A 13746-nucleotide genomic window follows, 5' to 3' on the forward strand; every position below is an offset into this window, starting at 1 on the left:
CCGCTGCTCTCAACCCAAGCGTGAGGCGGTCGATCTTCGATCGGAGGGTCGCGGCCGGCGCGCCATTGTTTTCATTTCACCACAATCATCCTATGTCAGTCGTCCATGCTGACGGGTGATCTCAGAGCCATCAGAGAGGATCGCCTCGACCTCTCGATCTTTTCGGCCGCGCCGGCGCTGACCGATGCGCCGGAGCATCTGTTTGTGGCGCCGGTTCCCGAGGCGCGCACCTCGAGGCTGACGCGCCTTGTGTCGAGTACGACGATCTCGGCCATCGTTCATCTCGCCTTAGTGGTGGCCTTCGTGATTTTGTGGAGGGCCATGCTGGTCGATCTGACCTCCTCCGAACCGATATCGGTCGAGGTGGTGAAATCGATCCCGGGCGAGTCAAGCAAAGCTCCCAGCTTTCCGGAAGCCAAGCCGGAGCCAAAGCCGGCAGCGGTTCAGCCGGAGCCGCCTAAGCCAGCGGCCGCTCAGCCGGAAGCGCTCAAGCCGGAGGCTCTTCCTCCCGTTCCTGGGACGACCCCGTCTCAAACCGCCGAACCGAGTAACACCGACGGCAAGGATGCCGTCACCTCGAAGCAAGACGTCAAGGCACCCGTGCTCGTCGCGCCGCCTCCAGAACCGACGCGCGCCGAGACCCAGACCGACAAGAACGAGCCGGCCAATCTGTCCGAGGACAAACCCAAGGACCCCGCTCCGCCGCAGCCCGTTCAGGCGCCGGATGCGCCGGCGGTGTTGACATCGCCTCAGGCCGACACGTCTGTGCCGGCACCCTCCAGAAATCCAGAACCGGCGGAACGCAAGCCCCCGGTGGCGCCAAGCCATCAGAGTTCCACCGATCAGACCGCTCGGCTAGCAGCCGCGCTGCCGATGAGCGCGATCGGCTTGCCTTCGACATTCCGCGCCATGCTGTCGTCGGCCGGCCAAGCCGAGAGTCAGGAATACAAAGGTGTTGTCTATGGCATGCTGGGGCGCGAGCAGCAGCTCATCGAGCAAGCGCGCGCCAAAGGTCTCCGAGGTCAGGTGATCCTCGCGTTGACGGTCGGGGATACCGGCGCCGTCGACCGCCTCGCCATCATCCAGTCGAGCGGTCAGCCCGAAGTCGACGCGATGGCGTTGGATCTGGTCCGCAAGGCGGCCCCCTTCCCGGCCCCGCCGCCCGGCACGACCCGATCGTTCAATCCGGCGCTGACGTTCGGCGAGCAGTAGTCAGCGAGGGCAGCTCGGTCACGGCAGATCGGTCTTTCGGTTTGCGCCATCATCGTCGAGAACGAAAGGCGCGGATGCGATCAGGATATCGATTTCCGTGGCAGACCGGGGCGAACTGAACAGATAACCCTGGCCCTCATCGAAGCGGAGCGTCTGCAGGTGATCGCGCTGCTCCTCCGTCTCGATGCCCTCCGCCACGATCTTCATGCCGAGGCTGTGGGCGAGGCCGAGGATCGCCCGAATGATGACATGGCTTTCCGCGTTGAGGCCGATGTCCCGGACAAAGCTGCCGTCCATCTTCAACCGGTCGAACGAGAAGGAGCGAAGATAGCTCAACGATGAATAGCCGGTTCCGAAATCATCGAGCGCGATGCCGATGCCGGCTTCGCGCAGGCGGTAGAGCATTGCGACATTGCCGGCATTCTCGACGAGCAGCACGCTTTCGGTGATCTCGAGTTCGAGCCGCTCCGGCGGCAGTCCCGAGTCCCGAAGCGCACTCACGATGGTGTCGACGAACATCGGGGCGCGGAACTGACGTGGCGAGATGTTGACCGATAGACGAATATGCGCGGGCCACGCGGCCGCGGTGGCGCAGGCCTTCCGCAAGACCCACAAACCGAGCGGCACGATCAAGCCGGTTTCCTCAGCCAGCGGAACGAACTCGGCCGGGCTCACATAGCCGCGCTCGGGGTGCCGCCAACGCAGCAAGGCTTCACAGCCCGCGATCTCGCCGCTCGCGAGATTGACGAGAGGTTGATACGAGATCTCGAATTCACCGTCGACGAGGGCGCGTCGAAGATCGCGCTCGAACGCCCGACGCGCCTGAATACGCGAGTTCATGCTGGCTTCGAAAAACCGAAACAGGCCGCGACCATCTTCCTTCGCGCGATAAAGGGCGGTGTCGGCGTTCTTCAGTAAGGTACTCGGATCCGACCCGTCACGCGGTCCGAGCGCAATTCCGATGCTGACCCCGATCGTCAGTCGATGCCCGTCGATGTCGAACGGCATTCCCATCAGGTCGACGACCCGCTCCGCCAGGACCACGACTTCGTCGGCGCCCGTCACCCCGGTCTGGATGATCGCGAACTCGTCGCCCGCAAGCCGTGCCACGAGATCGACCTGTCGAACGGTCGACAACAGCCGCTGGCAGACCCGCTTCAGCAAGGCATCACCGACCGCATGGCCGAGCGTGTCGTTGACGGCTTTGAATTGATCGAGATCAAGGTAATGGATCGCAACGGCTGCTTGCGTCCGAGCGCTCAACGCTAGCGCCTCCTCCAGCCTTTGCTGGAACAGGATACGGTTCGGCAGATCCGTCAAAGGGTCGTGATGCGCCATCCTGACCAGTTTGGCCTCGAGATCCCGGCGCGCCGTAATATCGTCCGCGAGCCCGAGAACGAAGCGAACGGCCCCGCCTTCCCGATCAGCGATCGGAACCTTCTTGGTCCGGATCAAGCGTTTTTCGCCGCTGCTTCGGGTGATGGTCTCCTCGAAGATCTGCATCACGCCGGCCCGCAGGGCCTGTTGGTCCTGCGCGACGAAACGCGTGGCTTGATTGGGGTGGAATAACTCCCAATCGCTTTTGCCGATCGCCTGGTCGCCATCCTGACCGCTCAGTTCCATACAGGCTCGGTTGAACAAGACGTAGCGCCCGCCATTCTGCATGTCCTTGGCGTAGACACTGGTCGGAATCGCGTCGACGACACTGTTGAGGAAAGCGCGCGTGTGGCGAAGAGCGGCATCGGCAGCACGCTGCTGTGTGATGTCGCGGAGAACAATCAATTCGGCTGGCTTGTCGTCGAACGTGAAGGCGCGGCTCGTCATTTCGACCTGGCGCAGACATCCGTCGGCCCGCTTCAGCGACCACACCGGCGTGTTTCCACCCAGCGCATCCGGATCGAGCGCGATGGCTCGAAGCACATGTCGCGCGCCAGCTGCGTCGATGTCGGCCATGGTGAGGCGCATGAACTCGTGACGCGCATAGCCGTAAAGATCCAAAGCCTGTTCGTTGACGGCCAAAATCCGATCGTCGGATCGGTCAGCCACGATCATCGGCATGGGATTGATGTCGAATAATTGGCGCAACGATCCTTCACGGGCACGGCTGTCGGAAATATCGGTCCACAGACCAATCATGCCGCCCGTCGAGAGACGGCGCTCCTTGATCCTCATCCATCGTCCATCGGCAATCTGGCAATCGATCGCGGAGGAGGCCATGCGATGCAGGGCCATGCGGGCCTCGATCCAGTCCTCGTCATAAAGGGTCGGATGCTTCACCCATTCGCGCGCCGCCACCCGCATCATCTCGGCGAACGGGAGCCCAACCTTCAGGACCGGAACGATCGGCCCACACAATTCCTCGTAGAGCAGGTTCCACATGACGAAACGATCGTCCGCGTCGATCACGGCAACGGCGGCCGGGATCGCCTCGATCAAGGCTCGCGCCGCGTCATCTGGCGCGAAAGCCGGATTTGGCTGGCGCGCGCGGCCGACAGACGAAGGCACGGCTTCGCCAAGTTGCAGGGCGATAAGCTCTGCGAAGCCGGACAGGAGGTCGTTGTCGGCGGTGCCCGAACGGTCGTTCCCGTGATGATCGGCGACGCCAAGCCACCAATCGCCGCCATCCGCCACGATCGGCCTCCAGGCGACGATCGCGAGCCGCTGCCCTGCGACCAGACATGACAGGGAGAACGGATCCGCCTCGTCGAGGTCGAACGACACGATCGACGCGGCGGCTTCCGCGTCCCATGAGGCCGCAAGGGTCGACGTGGCCCCAAAGCGTCGGATCAAAAAGCTGTAGCGCCGCATCATCGCGGTACAAACGAGACGCAAGACCATCGCAATGTCGGCGCGACCCGCGATTGTCTCGAGATCGGCGGGCCACGCGGTCTGCGTGTCTTTCAGCTGTCTTGGGGCGTGCAGATCGGGTTGCATGGGTGATGCCTCTACGCGCCAGCGTAGCAAATCCGCGTTACGGGTTCATTGATCCGGTGCGCCTTAAAGGACGGTAATTTTCGGAAAGAGCGACATGATCTCGGCTCAGTCCTGCCGTCCGGCGACGGCGAAACCGAGCGTTGCCTCAAGAACGCGCCGCAAGACGGAACGGATGGGTGCCGCGAAACTCTCGTCGTAGGGCGGCGGCCAAGCGCCCTCGCTCACCGGCCCAGATTCCTCGCGCAGATAGCCTCGGCAAGCCAATTCCATCTGGATCGCGTGGACACCCGCCCCCGGCTGACCGTAGCGACGCGTGATGTAGCCGCCCTTGAACCGGCCATTTGTCACGCGGTCAAAGCTTGAGGCATCACAGGCCGATTCCACGGCCTGCGTGAGGGCTGCGTCGCAACTCGCCCCCGAATTGGTGCCGATGTTGAAATGCGGCAGCATGCCCTCGAACAGCCGTGGCACCAGCGACCGGATCGAGTGGCAATCATAGACGACGATGCGATCATGCGACCGTTTCAGCCGCGCGATCTCGTCGGCGAGCGCGGCGTGATAGGGGTCGAAGTAAAGGCGCTGCCGTTCTGCGGTCTCGTCCGAGCGTAACTCCGCGCCGGTTCGATAGAGAGCTTCGCCGTCGAAGGTCGTCACCGGGCACAAGTCCGTCGTGGCTTGCCCGGGGTACAGGGAGACGCCGGATGGATCGCGGTTGACGTCGATGACGGTGCGCGACATCGACGTGTGGACGATCGTCGCGTCGAGGTCGGCCGCGAAATCATAAAGCTTGTCGATCCACCAGTCGGCATCTTTGCGGGCCAACCAGGGCGAAACGAGCCGGGGCACGAGATTGTCAGGCAGATCCGTTCCGGTGTGCGGAAGGCTGACCAGCAACGGCGCGGTCCCGTGCGTCACCCTGAGCCAAGCGGAATTCGAGTCCATCATCGCTCCTCGGCCCGTAACAACGGTCGTTCCTCTCCCGATCTGATAGCCGAGATCGACCGCACGGGAAACATGGCAAAGATCAGCCCCGCGCATCAACCCTGTCGACGGGCGCGCGCCGAACCGGTAGACGATCTGAGACCCATTGGAGGCTTGCTCGGAGACGCTGTGACGCAAGCGGCCCGTGCCTGGCGGGAGACATAGTGATGGCCGATACGGCGGCAGCGCCGTCGCACCTCCGTCCCGAGCGCATCCGTGATGCCGTCGTGGCGGCGGCCCCAGCACTCCTGTTCGGGCTGCGGCTCGCCCTCGGGGTCTCGCTGGCGCTCTATCTGGCGTTTTTCCTGCAGCTCGACAATCCAAGCTGGGCCGGCACGTCGGCCGCCATCGTGGCTCAGCCGGTGTTGGGCGCATCGATGCGGAAGGGCGTGTTTCGGCTGGTCGGAACGATCATCGGCGCGATCGCGACGGTCGCTTTGACGGCCGTCTTTCCGCAAGACAGGGTCGGGTTTCTGCTCGGCCTTGCGCTCTGGTGCGCCGCCTGCAGCTTCGTGTCGACGGTCCTCCGCAACTTTTCGGCTTATGCGGCGATGCTCGCCGGCTACACGATGGCGATCATCGCCTCGAGTTCGATCGCCGCGCCGGATCAGGTTTTCACCCTAGCGGTCGCGCGCGCCGCCGAAATCAGCCTCGGGATCGCCTGCGGCATGGTGGTCATGTCGGTGACGGATTTCGGCCATTCGCCTCGTCGGCTTGCCGCCTCCGTCAGCGCGCTCGTGGCCGATATCGGCGCCGGCGTCGGCGATCAACTGCGCGGTCTCAGCCATCTCGACCGGCGGGATCTTCAGACCCGACGACGAGCGCTGCTGAAGCGGGTGGCGGCACTCGATCCCTTGATCGACCAGACGATCGGTGAATCGCCCGGTATCAGCGATCGCCGCAGCACATTACGGGCTGGGATCACCGGTCTTTTTCTTGCGCTGTCGGCGTGGCGAACGATTTCGGTTCATATCGACAGCCTCGAACCGGTGGAAGGCCAACGGCAAGCTCATGCCCTCCTCAAGCATTTGCCGCCCGACCTCGGCACGCTTTTGCCGCAACGGGCGGAGGGCGCGACGGACGCCGAGGATCTGGTCCAACGCTTCAAGACCTGGGAAAGCGCCGCCGCGACGTTTCGGGATGCGGATGGGGCGGTGTCGACGTCGCGGCTCGGTCTTGACCGGATCGCTTCCGTGCTCGAGGGCCTGAACCGAGCCGTCAATGTCGAGATCCTGCTGACCGACAGCCGCCGTGCCCGCCCGATCAATGCGGTGCCGCAACGCTTGATCTCGGATGTCCTGCCACCGCTCGTCAACGCTCTCCGGGTCTTCGCTGCCTTGAGTGCGGCGTCGATGGTTTATGTCCTCACATCGTGGTCGGCCGGACCGACCTTCATCACCTTCGTGGCCGTTACGGTCATCCTTCTGTCGCCGCAGAACGAGCAAGCCTCGAGCGCCATCATCGGATTTGCAGCCGGCAGCGTGCTCACGGCGGCGCTCGCGGCCGTCATCAAATTTGCGGTGTTGCCCAACCACGAGGGCTACGGCAGCTTCGCGGCCATCATCTTTCTCGTGCTGGTGCCGCTGGCGGCTCTCTCGACGAGACCAGCACTTGCGCCGGTCCTGATCCCGGCCACCGTCAATTTCATCCCCCTGCTCGGGCCCACGAACCTGATCAGCTACGATATGCAGAGCTTCGCCAATTCGGCACTGGCCATCATGGCCGGATGTATCGGCGGCGCGGTCGTGCTGCAGGTGATGCCACCCGTGCCACCCGCGACGCGGACACGGCGCCTCGTGGGCTTGACCCTGGCCGACCTTCGCGCCATCGCCCGCCATCCCGGCCACCTGTCGCCGGATCGCTGGCGAAGCCGCGTCTTCGCCCGCATCGTCGCGCTGCCCGCCGACGCCGATCCGGCCGATGGATCGAGCATGCTGGGAGCGCTGACGGTCGGGCTGCAGCTCATGGACGTGCGGGAAACCTTCGCTCGATTTGGGCTCGATCTTGCCGCAGTCGGCGAAGTCGAAGCGGCGGTATCGAAGGGTGATCTTGCCGATATCCAGAGCCGCCTCGACACCCTGCGTCGAGTGGTTGCCGATCGGTTCGGCGATGCCAATGACAGCGTGGCGATCTCGAGGCTCCTGGCTGCTTTTCGCGAAATCGGCGAGACCATCACCAATTACCGCGATTATTTTGGAGCCGTGATCAGATGAGTGTCCCCCCATGAGGATCATCGCCCCATGAGCTTCGTGGAGATCGATCTCTTCGGCGTCTACGTGGCCCCGATCGCGCCGATGATCGTGCTGGCCTATGTGATCCTCTTCGTCTTGCGCCGAATTGCCGGACATTTCGGCTGGTTCGATGCCATCTGGCATCCGGGCCTCTTCGAATTCGCGCTCTACCTCATCATCCTGTCATCCATCGTCCTCGTCGCCGCGAGCCTGCATGCCCATGTCTGATCGATCAACCACGGCGAGCGCTCCCGCCACCAGCGCCAACGTCCCAACGTACCGCCTTCGCAGCGTCCCGATCATCGTGACGCTCGCTTTGGTGCTCGTCGCCTGTGGGCACACCTACGCGATGTGGCAGGCCTATATGGGGGCTCCCTGGACCCGGGATGGCAGTGTCAGGGTCTATGTGGTGTCGCTTGCGCCTCAGGTTTCGGGGCAGGTCGTGGCTCTTCCGGTGGCCGACAACCAGTTCGTCCATAAGGGCGATCCCCTGATGCAGATCGACTCGCGCGACTATGAGATCGCCGTGAAGCTCGCCGAGGCCACAGTGGCACAGGCGGCGGCCGATGCTCAGAACAAGGTGGCTGAGGCCAAACGTCGAGCCAGTCTCTCGGACCTTGCGGCGACCCTGGAGGAACGCGAGACCTATGCGTCCAGCGCGCAAGCGGCCGAAGCGGTGCATCAACAGGCGTTGGCCAATCTCGATAAGGCGAAACTCAATCTGCAGCGCACCGACATCCGCTCGCCGGTCAATGGATGGGTCACCAACCTGCAGGTCCGACAGGGCGACTATGCGACGATCGGGACCAGAGCCGTGTCGATCGTCGACGCCGATTCCTTCTGGGTCGACGGTTATTTCGAGGAGACGAAGATCGCCGCGATCAGGGACGGCGATCCGGCGAAGGTCTGGTTGCTGGGCTATAAAACCGTGATCAACGGCCATGTCGACAGTCTGGCGCGCGGCATCGTCGTGGCCAATGCGTCGCCAGGAGGAAATGGCCTCGCCGACGTCAGCCCGATCTTCACCTGGGTGCGCCTCGCACAGCGTGTGCCGGTGCGCGTGCACCTCGACGATGTCCCCTCCGATATCCGGCTCGTGGGCGGCATGACCGCGACCGTCGAGGTCCTCCCAAAGGCGAGGGAGCCCTGAGGCGCCGATCGCCGTTGACAGACTTAGCGGACGATCCTATGTGACGGACAATGCGTTCGTCAAAGAGAACGCGCGAGGATCGCGCCGTGGGATTGCACACCGCCAGCCTGAACGGACATCGAAGCGAGGCGGATGCGCCGACCAGCCTTGTCGTGACCTTCCCGGCGGACCGCCCTCTCATCACCGATGCGGGAGGCACGGTGTCGCCTCTGACGGTCGCCTATCAGACCTACGGAGCCCTCAACGCAGACCGGTCGAACGCCATTCTGGTCTGTCATGCGCTGACGGGCGATCAGCATGTCGCCAACGTGCATCCGGTCACCGGCAAGCCCGGATGGTGGCGCGCCATGGTGGGGCCGGGTAAACCGATCGATACGGACCGGTTCTTCGTCATCTGTTCCAATGTCGTGGGGGGCTGTCTCGGCTCGACGGGCCCCGCCTCGGTCAATCCGACAACCAGCAAAGTCTTTGGGCTGGACCTGCCCGTCATTACGATCCGCGACATGGTGCGTGCCCAATCGATGCTGATCGATCATCTCGGCATCGACACGCTCTTTTGCGTGGCGGGTGGCTCGATGGGCGGCATGCAGGTCCTTCAATGGGCGGCGCTCTACCCCGATCGTGTCTTCTCGGCCATGCCGATCGCCACGGGGGCGCGGCACTCCTCGCAGAATATCGCTTTCCACGAGGTCGGACGCCAAGCCATCATGGCCGACCCGGATTGGCGCGCGGGGCGCTATCTCGACGAGGGCACGCGACCCGAAAAGGGATTGTCGGTCGCCCGCATGGCGGCCCACATCACCTATCTGTCCGATCAAGCGCTGCATGCGAAATTCGGCCGCAAGCTGCAGGATCGCGCCGCCCCCACCTTTTCGTTCGACGCCGATTTTCAGATTGAAAGCTACCTTCGCTACCAAGGACGCAGCTTCGTCGAGCGATTCGATGCCAATTCCTATCTTTATATGACCCGTGCCATGGATTACTTCGATCTTGCAGCGGATTACGGCGGGAGCCTCGCGCAAGCCTTCAAGGGAACCCGCACCAGGTTCTGCGTCGCCTCCTTCACATCCGACTGGCTGTTTCCGACCTCTGCATCGCGCGCGATCGTCCATGCTCTGAATGCGGGCAGCGCCTCCGTGTCCTTCGTCGAGATCGAGACCGACAAAGGCCACGATGCCTTTTTGCTCGACATTCCGGATCTGCTTGCGACCTCGCATGGCTTCATCACCGCGATGGCGCGAGCACGCGGGCTGGCATGATGGATCAGCGGCCGAATAGCGTCGCCCAGGCAAAAGCCGCGGGCCGCAGCGATCTTCTGCTCGTGGCCGATATGGTGGACCATGATAGCCGCGTCCTCGACCTCGGCTGTGGCGATGGCGCTCTGCTGAGACTTCTCGCCGATACGCGCAACGTCGACGCGCGCGGGTTGGAAATTTCACAACGCGGGGTCAACGATTGCGTCGCCAAGGGGCTTTCGGTCATCCAGGGCGATGCCGACACCGACCTCGCCGACTACCCGGACGACGCCTTCGATTATGTGATCCTGTCGCAGACCATCCAGGCCACACGGCACCCCCGGCTCGTTCTCGAACAGATGCTCCGCATCGGCCGGCGCGCCATCGTGTCGTTTCCGAATTTCGGCCACTGGAAGGTTCGGCTGGCAATCGGAGTGCATGGGCGGATGCCGGTCTCCGGCAACCTGCCCTTTTCGTGGTACGAAACCCCCAATATCCACTTTTGCACGATCCGCGATTTTCTGACGCTCGTGACCGAGATGGATGCCAAGGTCGAGCGCGCTATTGTGCTCGACCGGTCGGGAACGCCGATGCGGACAGGCGCGTCGTCGTGGATGTGGAACCTGCTCGGCGAGCAGGCCGTCATCATGCTCCGGCGATGATGGCCCAGCCTTTTCGGCCGGACCATTCGGGTTAGCCGATCTGTTTGCCGATGTCGCTGAGCAGAACGAGGTGCTCGGTGATCTGTCCTTTGGCGAGCTTTGCCACGTTGGTGGCGTCGAGATTGTCGGCGACCTTCAGATAAGTCTCTTGTATCTCAAGCAACTCCCGGTGCCCTTCGACCTGCGCCTTGACGTAGGCGCGCTCGAATTCGACGCCCGCCTTCATGTCCCGCAGTTTTTCGATCGCGGCCTTACCCTTTGCGTCGATCGCCCCCATCAGTTCGGCATCGGTCGGCGTCGCGACGTCTCCCGACGGCGGTGCGCCCGGCATCATCGTGGCCTTGAGAATGCTGGCGATCGTTTCCTGCTCGGCGGTTTCGAAAGCGACGAACTGCTTCAACATGGCCTGACGAACCTTCGGGGCCGCGATACGGCACGCCAGCAGTGACAGGGAGCCGACCGCCATCGTGCGCTTCAGGTGGGTCGTCGCAGCATCCGACAAGCTCATCGGAGGCGCCATCTTCATGGCTGGAGCCGGGGCGAGCGGAGCAGTCGGCGCTGCGGCTGGCGCATCGGTCGCGGGGGCCGGGTTAGACTGCGCGAGAGCGGGGCCGGCGGCCAATGCCGCGATCCCCACGAGAACGAGACGGCGTTCCATGGTCATCTCCCAAAGATCAAGCCCATCTGCTGACGAGATGGCGCACGAAAAACCCGGTTTGCCGTGATTTTGTTGCCGTTGCCGCCCGACGTCCGCAACGTCACATCCGCGCAGTGCCCGGTCGTCGGCCTAAAAACCCACGGCTTGTTTTGGCATGTGTCGTCCGACCCGGCGCGTCGGGTCTTTCTTCCCAAACAGGCGGCCGGACCATAGTCTCACAAATGCCACAGGGGGTGCCTATCGCCTCTCCCGGGCCCGCTACGAAAGTTGTTCGCGCATGATGATTCGCATTGCCTCGGTGACAGTCGTTTGTTGTTTCGTCGCCGCTGCGCCCCTGCATGCGGAAAGCGGACCATTGCAGCTCCAGCCGAGCAAAAAGACGCAGTCGAATACGGCACCGGCGCGTCAGGCCTCGACTCTGACACCCGCAGAGGTCGTCGCAAAGGCCAACGACTATCTCAACGGCGCACAGACGATGGTCACCGATTTCGTGCAGATCGGTGCCGATGGCCGTCGCACCGATGGCAAGCTCTACGTGGCCAAACCCGGTCACATGCGGTTTGCCTATGCGCCGCCGGCGACACTCGAAATCGTCGCGGACGGCACGTCGGTCGCTGTCATCGACCGGAAGCTGCATACGCAGGATCTCTACTTCATCAGCCAGACGCCGCTGAAATTCCTGCTCAACGATCATATCGATCTCGCGCAGGACACGAAGATTTTGGACGTCACCAGTGACGCGACCGGCGCCTCCGTCGTCGTTGAGGATCGGGCAACCTTCGGCGGCACGTCGCAAATTCGCCTTAGCTTCGACCGCGATCCGTTCCGTCTCAAGCAATGGACCGTGACCGATCCGCAAGGCTACGAAACAGTGGTCTCGCTCAGTGATGTCGACCTTGCGACGCGGCCGGATCCGGCGACCTTCCGGATCAGCACCGAGCGCATGTTGAATTCCAAGAACTAAGCCCGCCGACCAGAGGTGGGACCGCGTGTGGCCTTGAGCAAAACCCGAGGTCCGCCTAAATGATTTTGGAGGCCAGCGACCGCTGCACGGGGCAAGAGGTGGCCGAGGAAAGATCCTGATCATGCTGGCCGCCGCCGAACTCGTCGAGCAACTGGCCGCCATCGTCGGCGCGGCACATGTCGTGACCGATAGTGACATCATGGCCCCTCATCTCGTTGAGCCACGCGGTTTGTATCGCGGCTCGGCTGTTGCCGTGGTTCGACCGGGCACGACGGCCGAGGTCGCCGCAATCCTGGCGCTTTGCCACCGAACCCGGACGCCCGTTGTGCCGCAGGGCGGCAACACAGGTCTCGTCGGCGCGCAGGTCCCTTTCGAACATGGCGGCGAAGTTGTGCTGTCGCTGCGGCGGCTCGACCGAGTGCGGGAGGTCGATGCGATCTCAGGCGTCATGACGGTCGAGGCGGGTGTGACACTGGCGCGCGTGCAGAGCGTTGCCGAAGATGTTGATCGCTTGTTCCCGCTGTCGCTCGCCTCGGAAGGCTCCTGCACGATCGGAGGTAATCTTGCGACGAATGCGGGCGGCACGGCCGTGTTGCATTATGGCAATGCCCGCGATCTGGTGCTCGGCCTCGAGGTGGTGCTCGCCGACGGCCGCGTGCTGTCCGGGCTGAACAAGCTCCGCAAGGATAATACCGGCTATGATCTCAAGCACCTGTTTATGGGACAGGAAGGCACGCTGGGCATCATCACGGCCGCGAGCCTCCGGCTGTTTCCTCGCCCCCGCTCGCGGGAGACGGCCTTCATCGGCATCGCCGGTCCGGATCAGGCGCTCGCTTTGCTGGCCCTCGCGCAATCGGCCGCAACCGTCACGACCTTCGAGCTTGTTCCCCGCATCGGCATCGATCTCGTGCTGACCCATACGACAAGCCGCGATCCGCTCGCGGCTCCCCATGCCTGGTACGTGTTGCTCGAGATCAGTTCGCCCGAGCGTCGCGACCTGATCGGCACCCTCGAAGCTCTCCTCGCCGACGCGCTGGATCGCGACTTGATCGAGGATGCGGCGATCGCGGCCTCGCTCGATCAGCGGGACGATTTCTGGCGCATCCGTGAGGACCTGTCATCCGTGCAGGGCAAGGAAGGCGGCTCGATCAAACACGACGTGTCGGTCGCGGTCGCCGATATCCCGTCCTTCATGGCCGAAGCCGAAGCCGCCGTTTTGGCCCGCATGCCAGATGTGAGAATCGTCGCCTTCGGTCATGTAGGGGACGGCAACCTTCATTATAACTTGTCGCAACCGAAGGGTGCCGACAAAGCCGCCTTTCTGGGCCGCTGGCATGAGATGAACGCGATCGTGCATGGCGTCGTCGCTCGCTACAACGGTTCGGTGGCGGCCGAGCATGGTGTCGGCCGCCTGAAGCGAGAGTTGCTGGAGACCGTGAAGGATCCAGTCGCCCATGCGGTGATGCGCGCGCTGAAAGCCACGCTCGACCCCCGCGGCATCCTCAATCCGGGGAAGGTTCTCGGCTGACCCCGGTTGGGCGCGAACCGACACTGCGCCGCGTCGAGCCCTGGGTTCCCCAAAAACAACAGAGCCGATCGAGCGCTTCCCGTAACCGCTCGATGACGAGCGCCTCGGCGGTTCGGTCGTGGCTTGTGTCGGTCACAAGCCGGCGGAGGTCGGCGGCACATTTTCCCTCGATGACGAAGCCGATCAACACG

Annotated in this window: 11 protein-coding genes; 8 read left to right on the plus strand and 3 right to left on the minus strand. The window is 63.5% G+C overall.

Annotation, left to right across the window (positions count from 1 at the left end):
- Positions 1-105: 105 nt before the first annotated feature.
- Positions 106-1212: a TonB family protein gene (locus LGH83_RS19945; RefSeq protein ID WP_264479145.1), complete on the plus strand. Its 1107-nt coding sequence runs from the start codon at positions 106-108 to the stop codon at positions 1210-1212.
- Between the two features lie 18 nt (positions 1213-1230).
- Here the strand turns inward: LGH83_RS19945 and LGH83_RS06030 are convergent, their stop codons facing one another.
- Together LGH83_RS06030 and hutG are read right to left on the minus strand one after the other, a co-directional pair.
- The gene (locus LGH83_RS06030; RefSeq protein ID WP_227401018.1) at positions 1231-4146 is read right to left on the minus strand and encodes an EAL domain-containing protein; all 2916 of its coding nucleotides are present in this window, start codon (positions 4144-4146) and stop codon (positions 1231-1233) included.
- 105 nt (positions 4147-4251) lie between these two features.
- The gene (hutG, locus tag LGH83_RS06035; RefSeq protein WP_227401744.1) at positions 4252-5088 is read right to left on the minus strand and encodes an N-formylglutamate deformylase; all 837 of its coding nucleotides are present in this window, start codon (positions 5086-5088) and stop codon (positions 4252-4254) included.
- A gap of 206 nt (positions 5089-5294) precedes the next feature.
- Between hutG and LGH83_RS06040 the strand changes: the two genes are divergently transcribed.
- From LGH83_RS06040 to metW, 5 genes are all read left to right on the plus strand, one after another.
- A complete protein-coding gene (locus tag LGH83_RS06040; RefSeq protein WP_227401019.1) occupies positions 5295-7340 on the plus strand; it encodes an FUSC family protein in 2046 nt (681 codons plus the stop codon).
- A 27-nt stretch (positions 7341-7367) separates the two neighbouring features.
- Complete coding sequence (locus tag LGH83_RS06045; RefSeq protein WP_131118386.1) at positions 7368-7586, plus strand: DUF1656 domain-containing protein; 219 nt, start codon at positions 7368-7370, stop codon at positions 7584-7586.
- A complete protein-coding gene (locus tag LGH83_RS06050) occupies positions 7579-8508 on the plus strand; it encodes an HlyD family secretion protein (RefSeq protein WP_227401020.1) in 930 nt (309 codons plus the stop codon). The genes LGH83_RS06045 and LGH83_RS06050 overlap by 8 nt, the downstream gene beginning before the upstream one ends.
- Positions 8509-8600: 92 nt before the next feature.
- Positions 8601-9767, plus strand: a complete 1167-nt coding sequence (metX, locus tag LGH83_RS06055) for a homoserine O-acetyltransferase MetX (RefSeq protein WP_227401745.1) — start codon at positions 8601-8603, stop codon at positions 9765-9767.
- Positions 9764-10405 carry a methionine biosynthesis protein MetW gene (gene metW, locus LGH83_RS06060; RefSeq protein ID WP_413771111.1) on the plus strand — a complete coding sequence of 214 codons (642 nt, stop codon included), beginning with the start codon at positions 9764-9766 and terminating at the stop codon, positions 10403-10405. Before metX ends, metW begins: the two co-directional genes overlap by 4 nt.
- 31 nt (positions 10406-10436) lie before the next feature.
- Here the strand turns inward: metW and LGH83_RS06065 are convergent, their stop codons facing one another.
- Positions 10437-11063, minus strand: a complete 627-nt coding sequence (locus tag LGH83_RS06065; RefSeq protein ID WP_227401021.1) for a DUF4142 domain-containing protein — start codon at positions 11061-11063, stop codon at positions 10437-10439.
- Positions 11064-11340: 277 nt separating this feature from the next.
- Here LGH83_RS06065 and LGH83_RS06070 point away from each other — a divergent pair, with 277 nt between their 5' ends.
- Together LGH83_RS06070 and LGH83_RS06075 are read left to right on the plus strand one after the other, a co-directional pair.
- Positions 11341-12027, plus strand: coding sequence for a LolA family protein (locus tag LGH83_RS06070; protein ID WP_227401022.1), 687 nt, complete (start codon positions 11341-11343; stop codon positions 12025-12027).
- Positions 12028-12148: 121 nt separating this feature from the next.
- On the plus strand, positions 12149-13555 hold the full coding sequence (locus tag LGH83_RS06075; protein WP_227401023.1) for an FAD-binding oxidoreductase: 1407 nt from the start codon (positions 12149-12151) through the stop codon (positions 13553-13555).
- Positions 13556-13746 lie beyond the last annotated feature (191 nt).

The sequence above is a fragment of the Lichenihabitans sp. PAMC28606 genome (assembly GCF_020616535.1).
GTDB lineage: Bacteria > Pseudomonadota > Alphaproteobacteria > Rhizobiales > Beijerinckiaceae > Lichenihabitans > Lichenihabitans psoromatis.

Bases quoted from the DNA above. Each gene is read 5' to 3' on its own strand.
- LGH83_RS19945 (WP_264479145.1), top strand. From the start codon at position 106: ATGCTGACGGGTGATCTCAGAGCCATCAGAGAGGATCGCCTCGACCTC.
- LGH83_RS06030 (WP_227401018.1), bottom strand. From the start codon at position 4,146: ATGCAACCCGATCTGCACGCCCCAAGACAGCTGAAAGACACGCAGACC.
- hutG (WP_227401744.1), bottom strand. From the start codon at position 5,088: ATGGACTCGAATTCCGCTTGGCTCAGGGTGACGCACGGGACCGCGCCG.
- LGH83_RS06040 (WP_227401019.1), top strand. From the start codon at position 5,295: ATGGCCGATACGGCGGCAGCGCCGTCGCACCTCCGTCCCGAGCGCATC.
- LGH83_RS06045 (WP_131118386.1), top strand. From the start codon at position 7,368: ATGAGCTTCGTGGAGATCGATCTCTTCGGCGTCTACGTGGCCCCGATC.
- LGH83_RS06050 (WP_227401020.1), top strand. From the start codon at position 7,579: ATGTCTGATCGATCAACCACGGCGAGCGCTCCCGCCACCAGCGCCAAC.
- metW (WP_413771111.1), top strand. From the start codon at position 9,764: ATGATGGATCAGCGGCCGAATAGCGTCGCCCAGGCAAAAGCCGCGGGC.
- LGH83_RS06065 (WP_227401021.1), bottom strand. From the start codon at position 11,063: ATGGAACGCCGTCTCGTTCTCGTGGGGATCGCGGCATTGGCCGCCGGC.
- LGH83_RS06070 (WP_227401022.1), top strand. From the start codon at position 11,341: ATGATGATTCGCATTGCCTCGGTGACAGTCGTTTGTTGTTTCGTCGCC.
- LGH83_RS06075 (WP_227401023.1), top strand. From the start codon at position 12,149: ATGCTGGCCGCCGCCGAACTCGTCGAGCAACTGGCCGCCATCGTCGGC.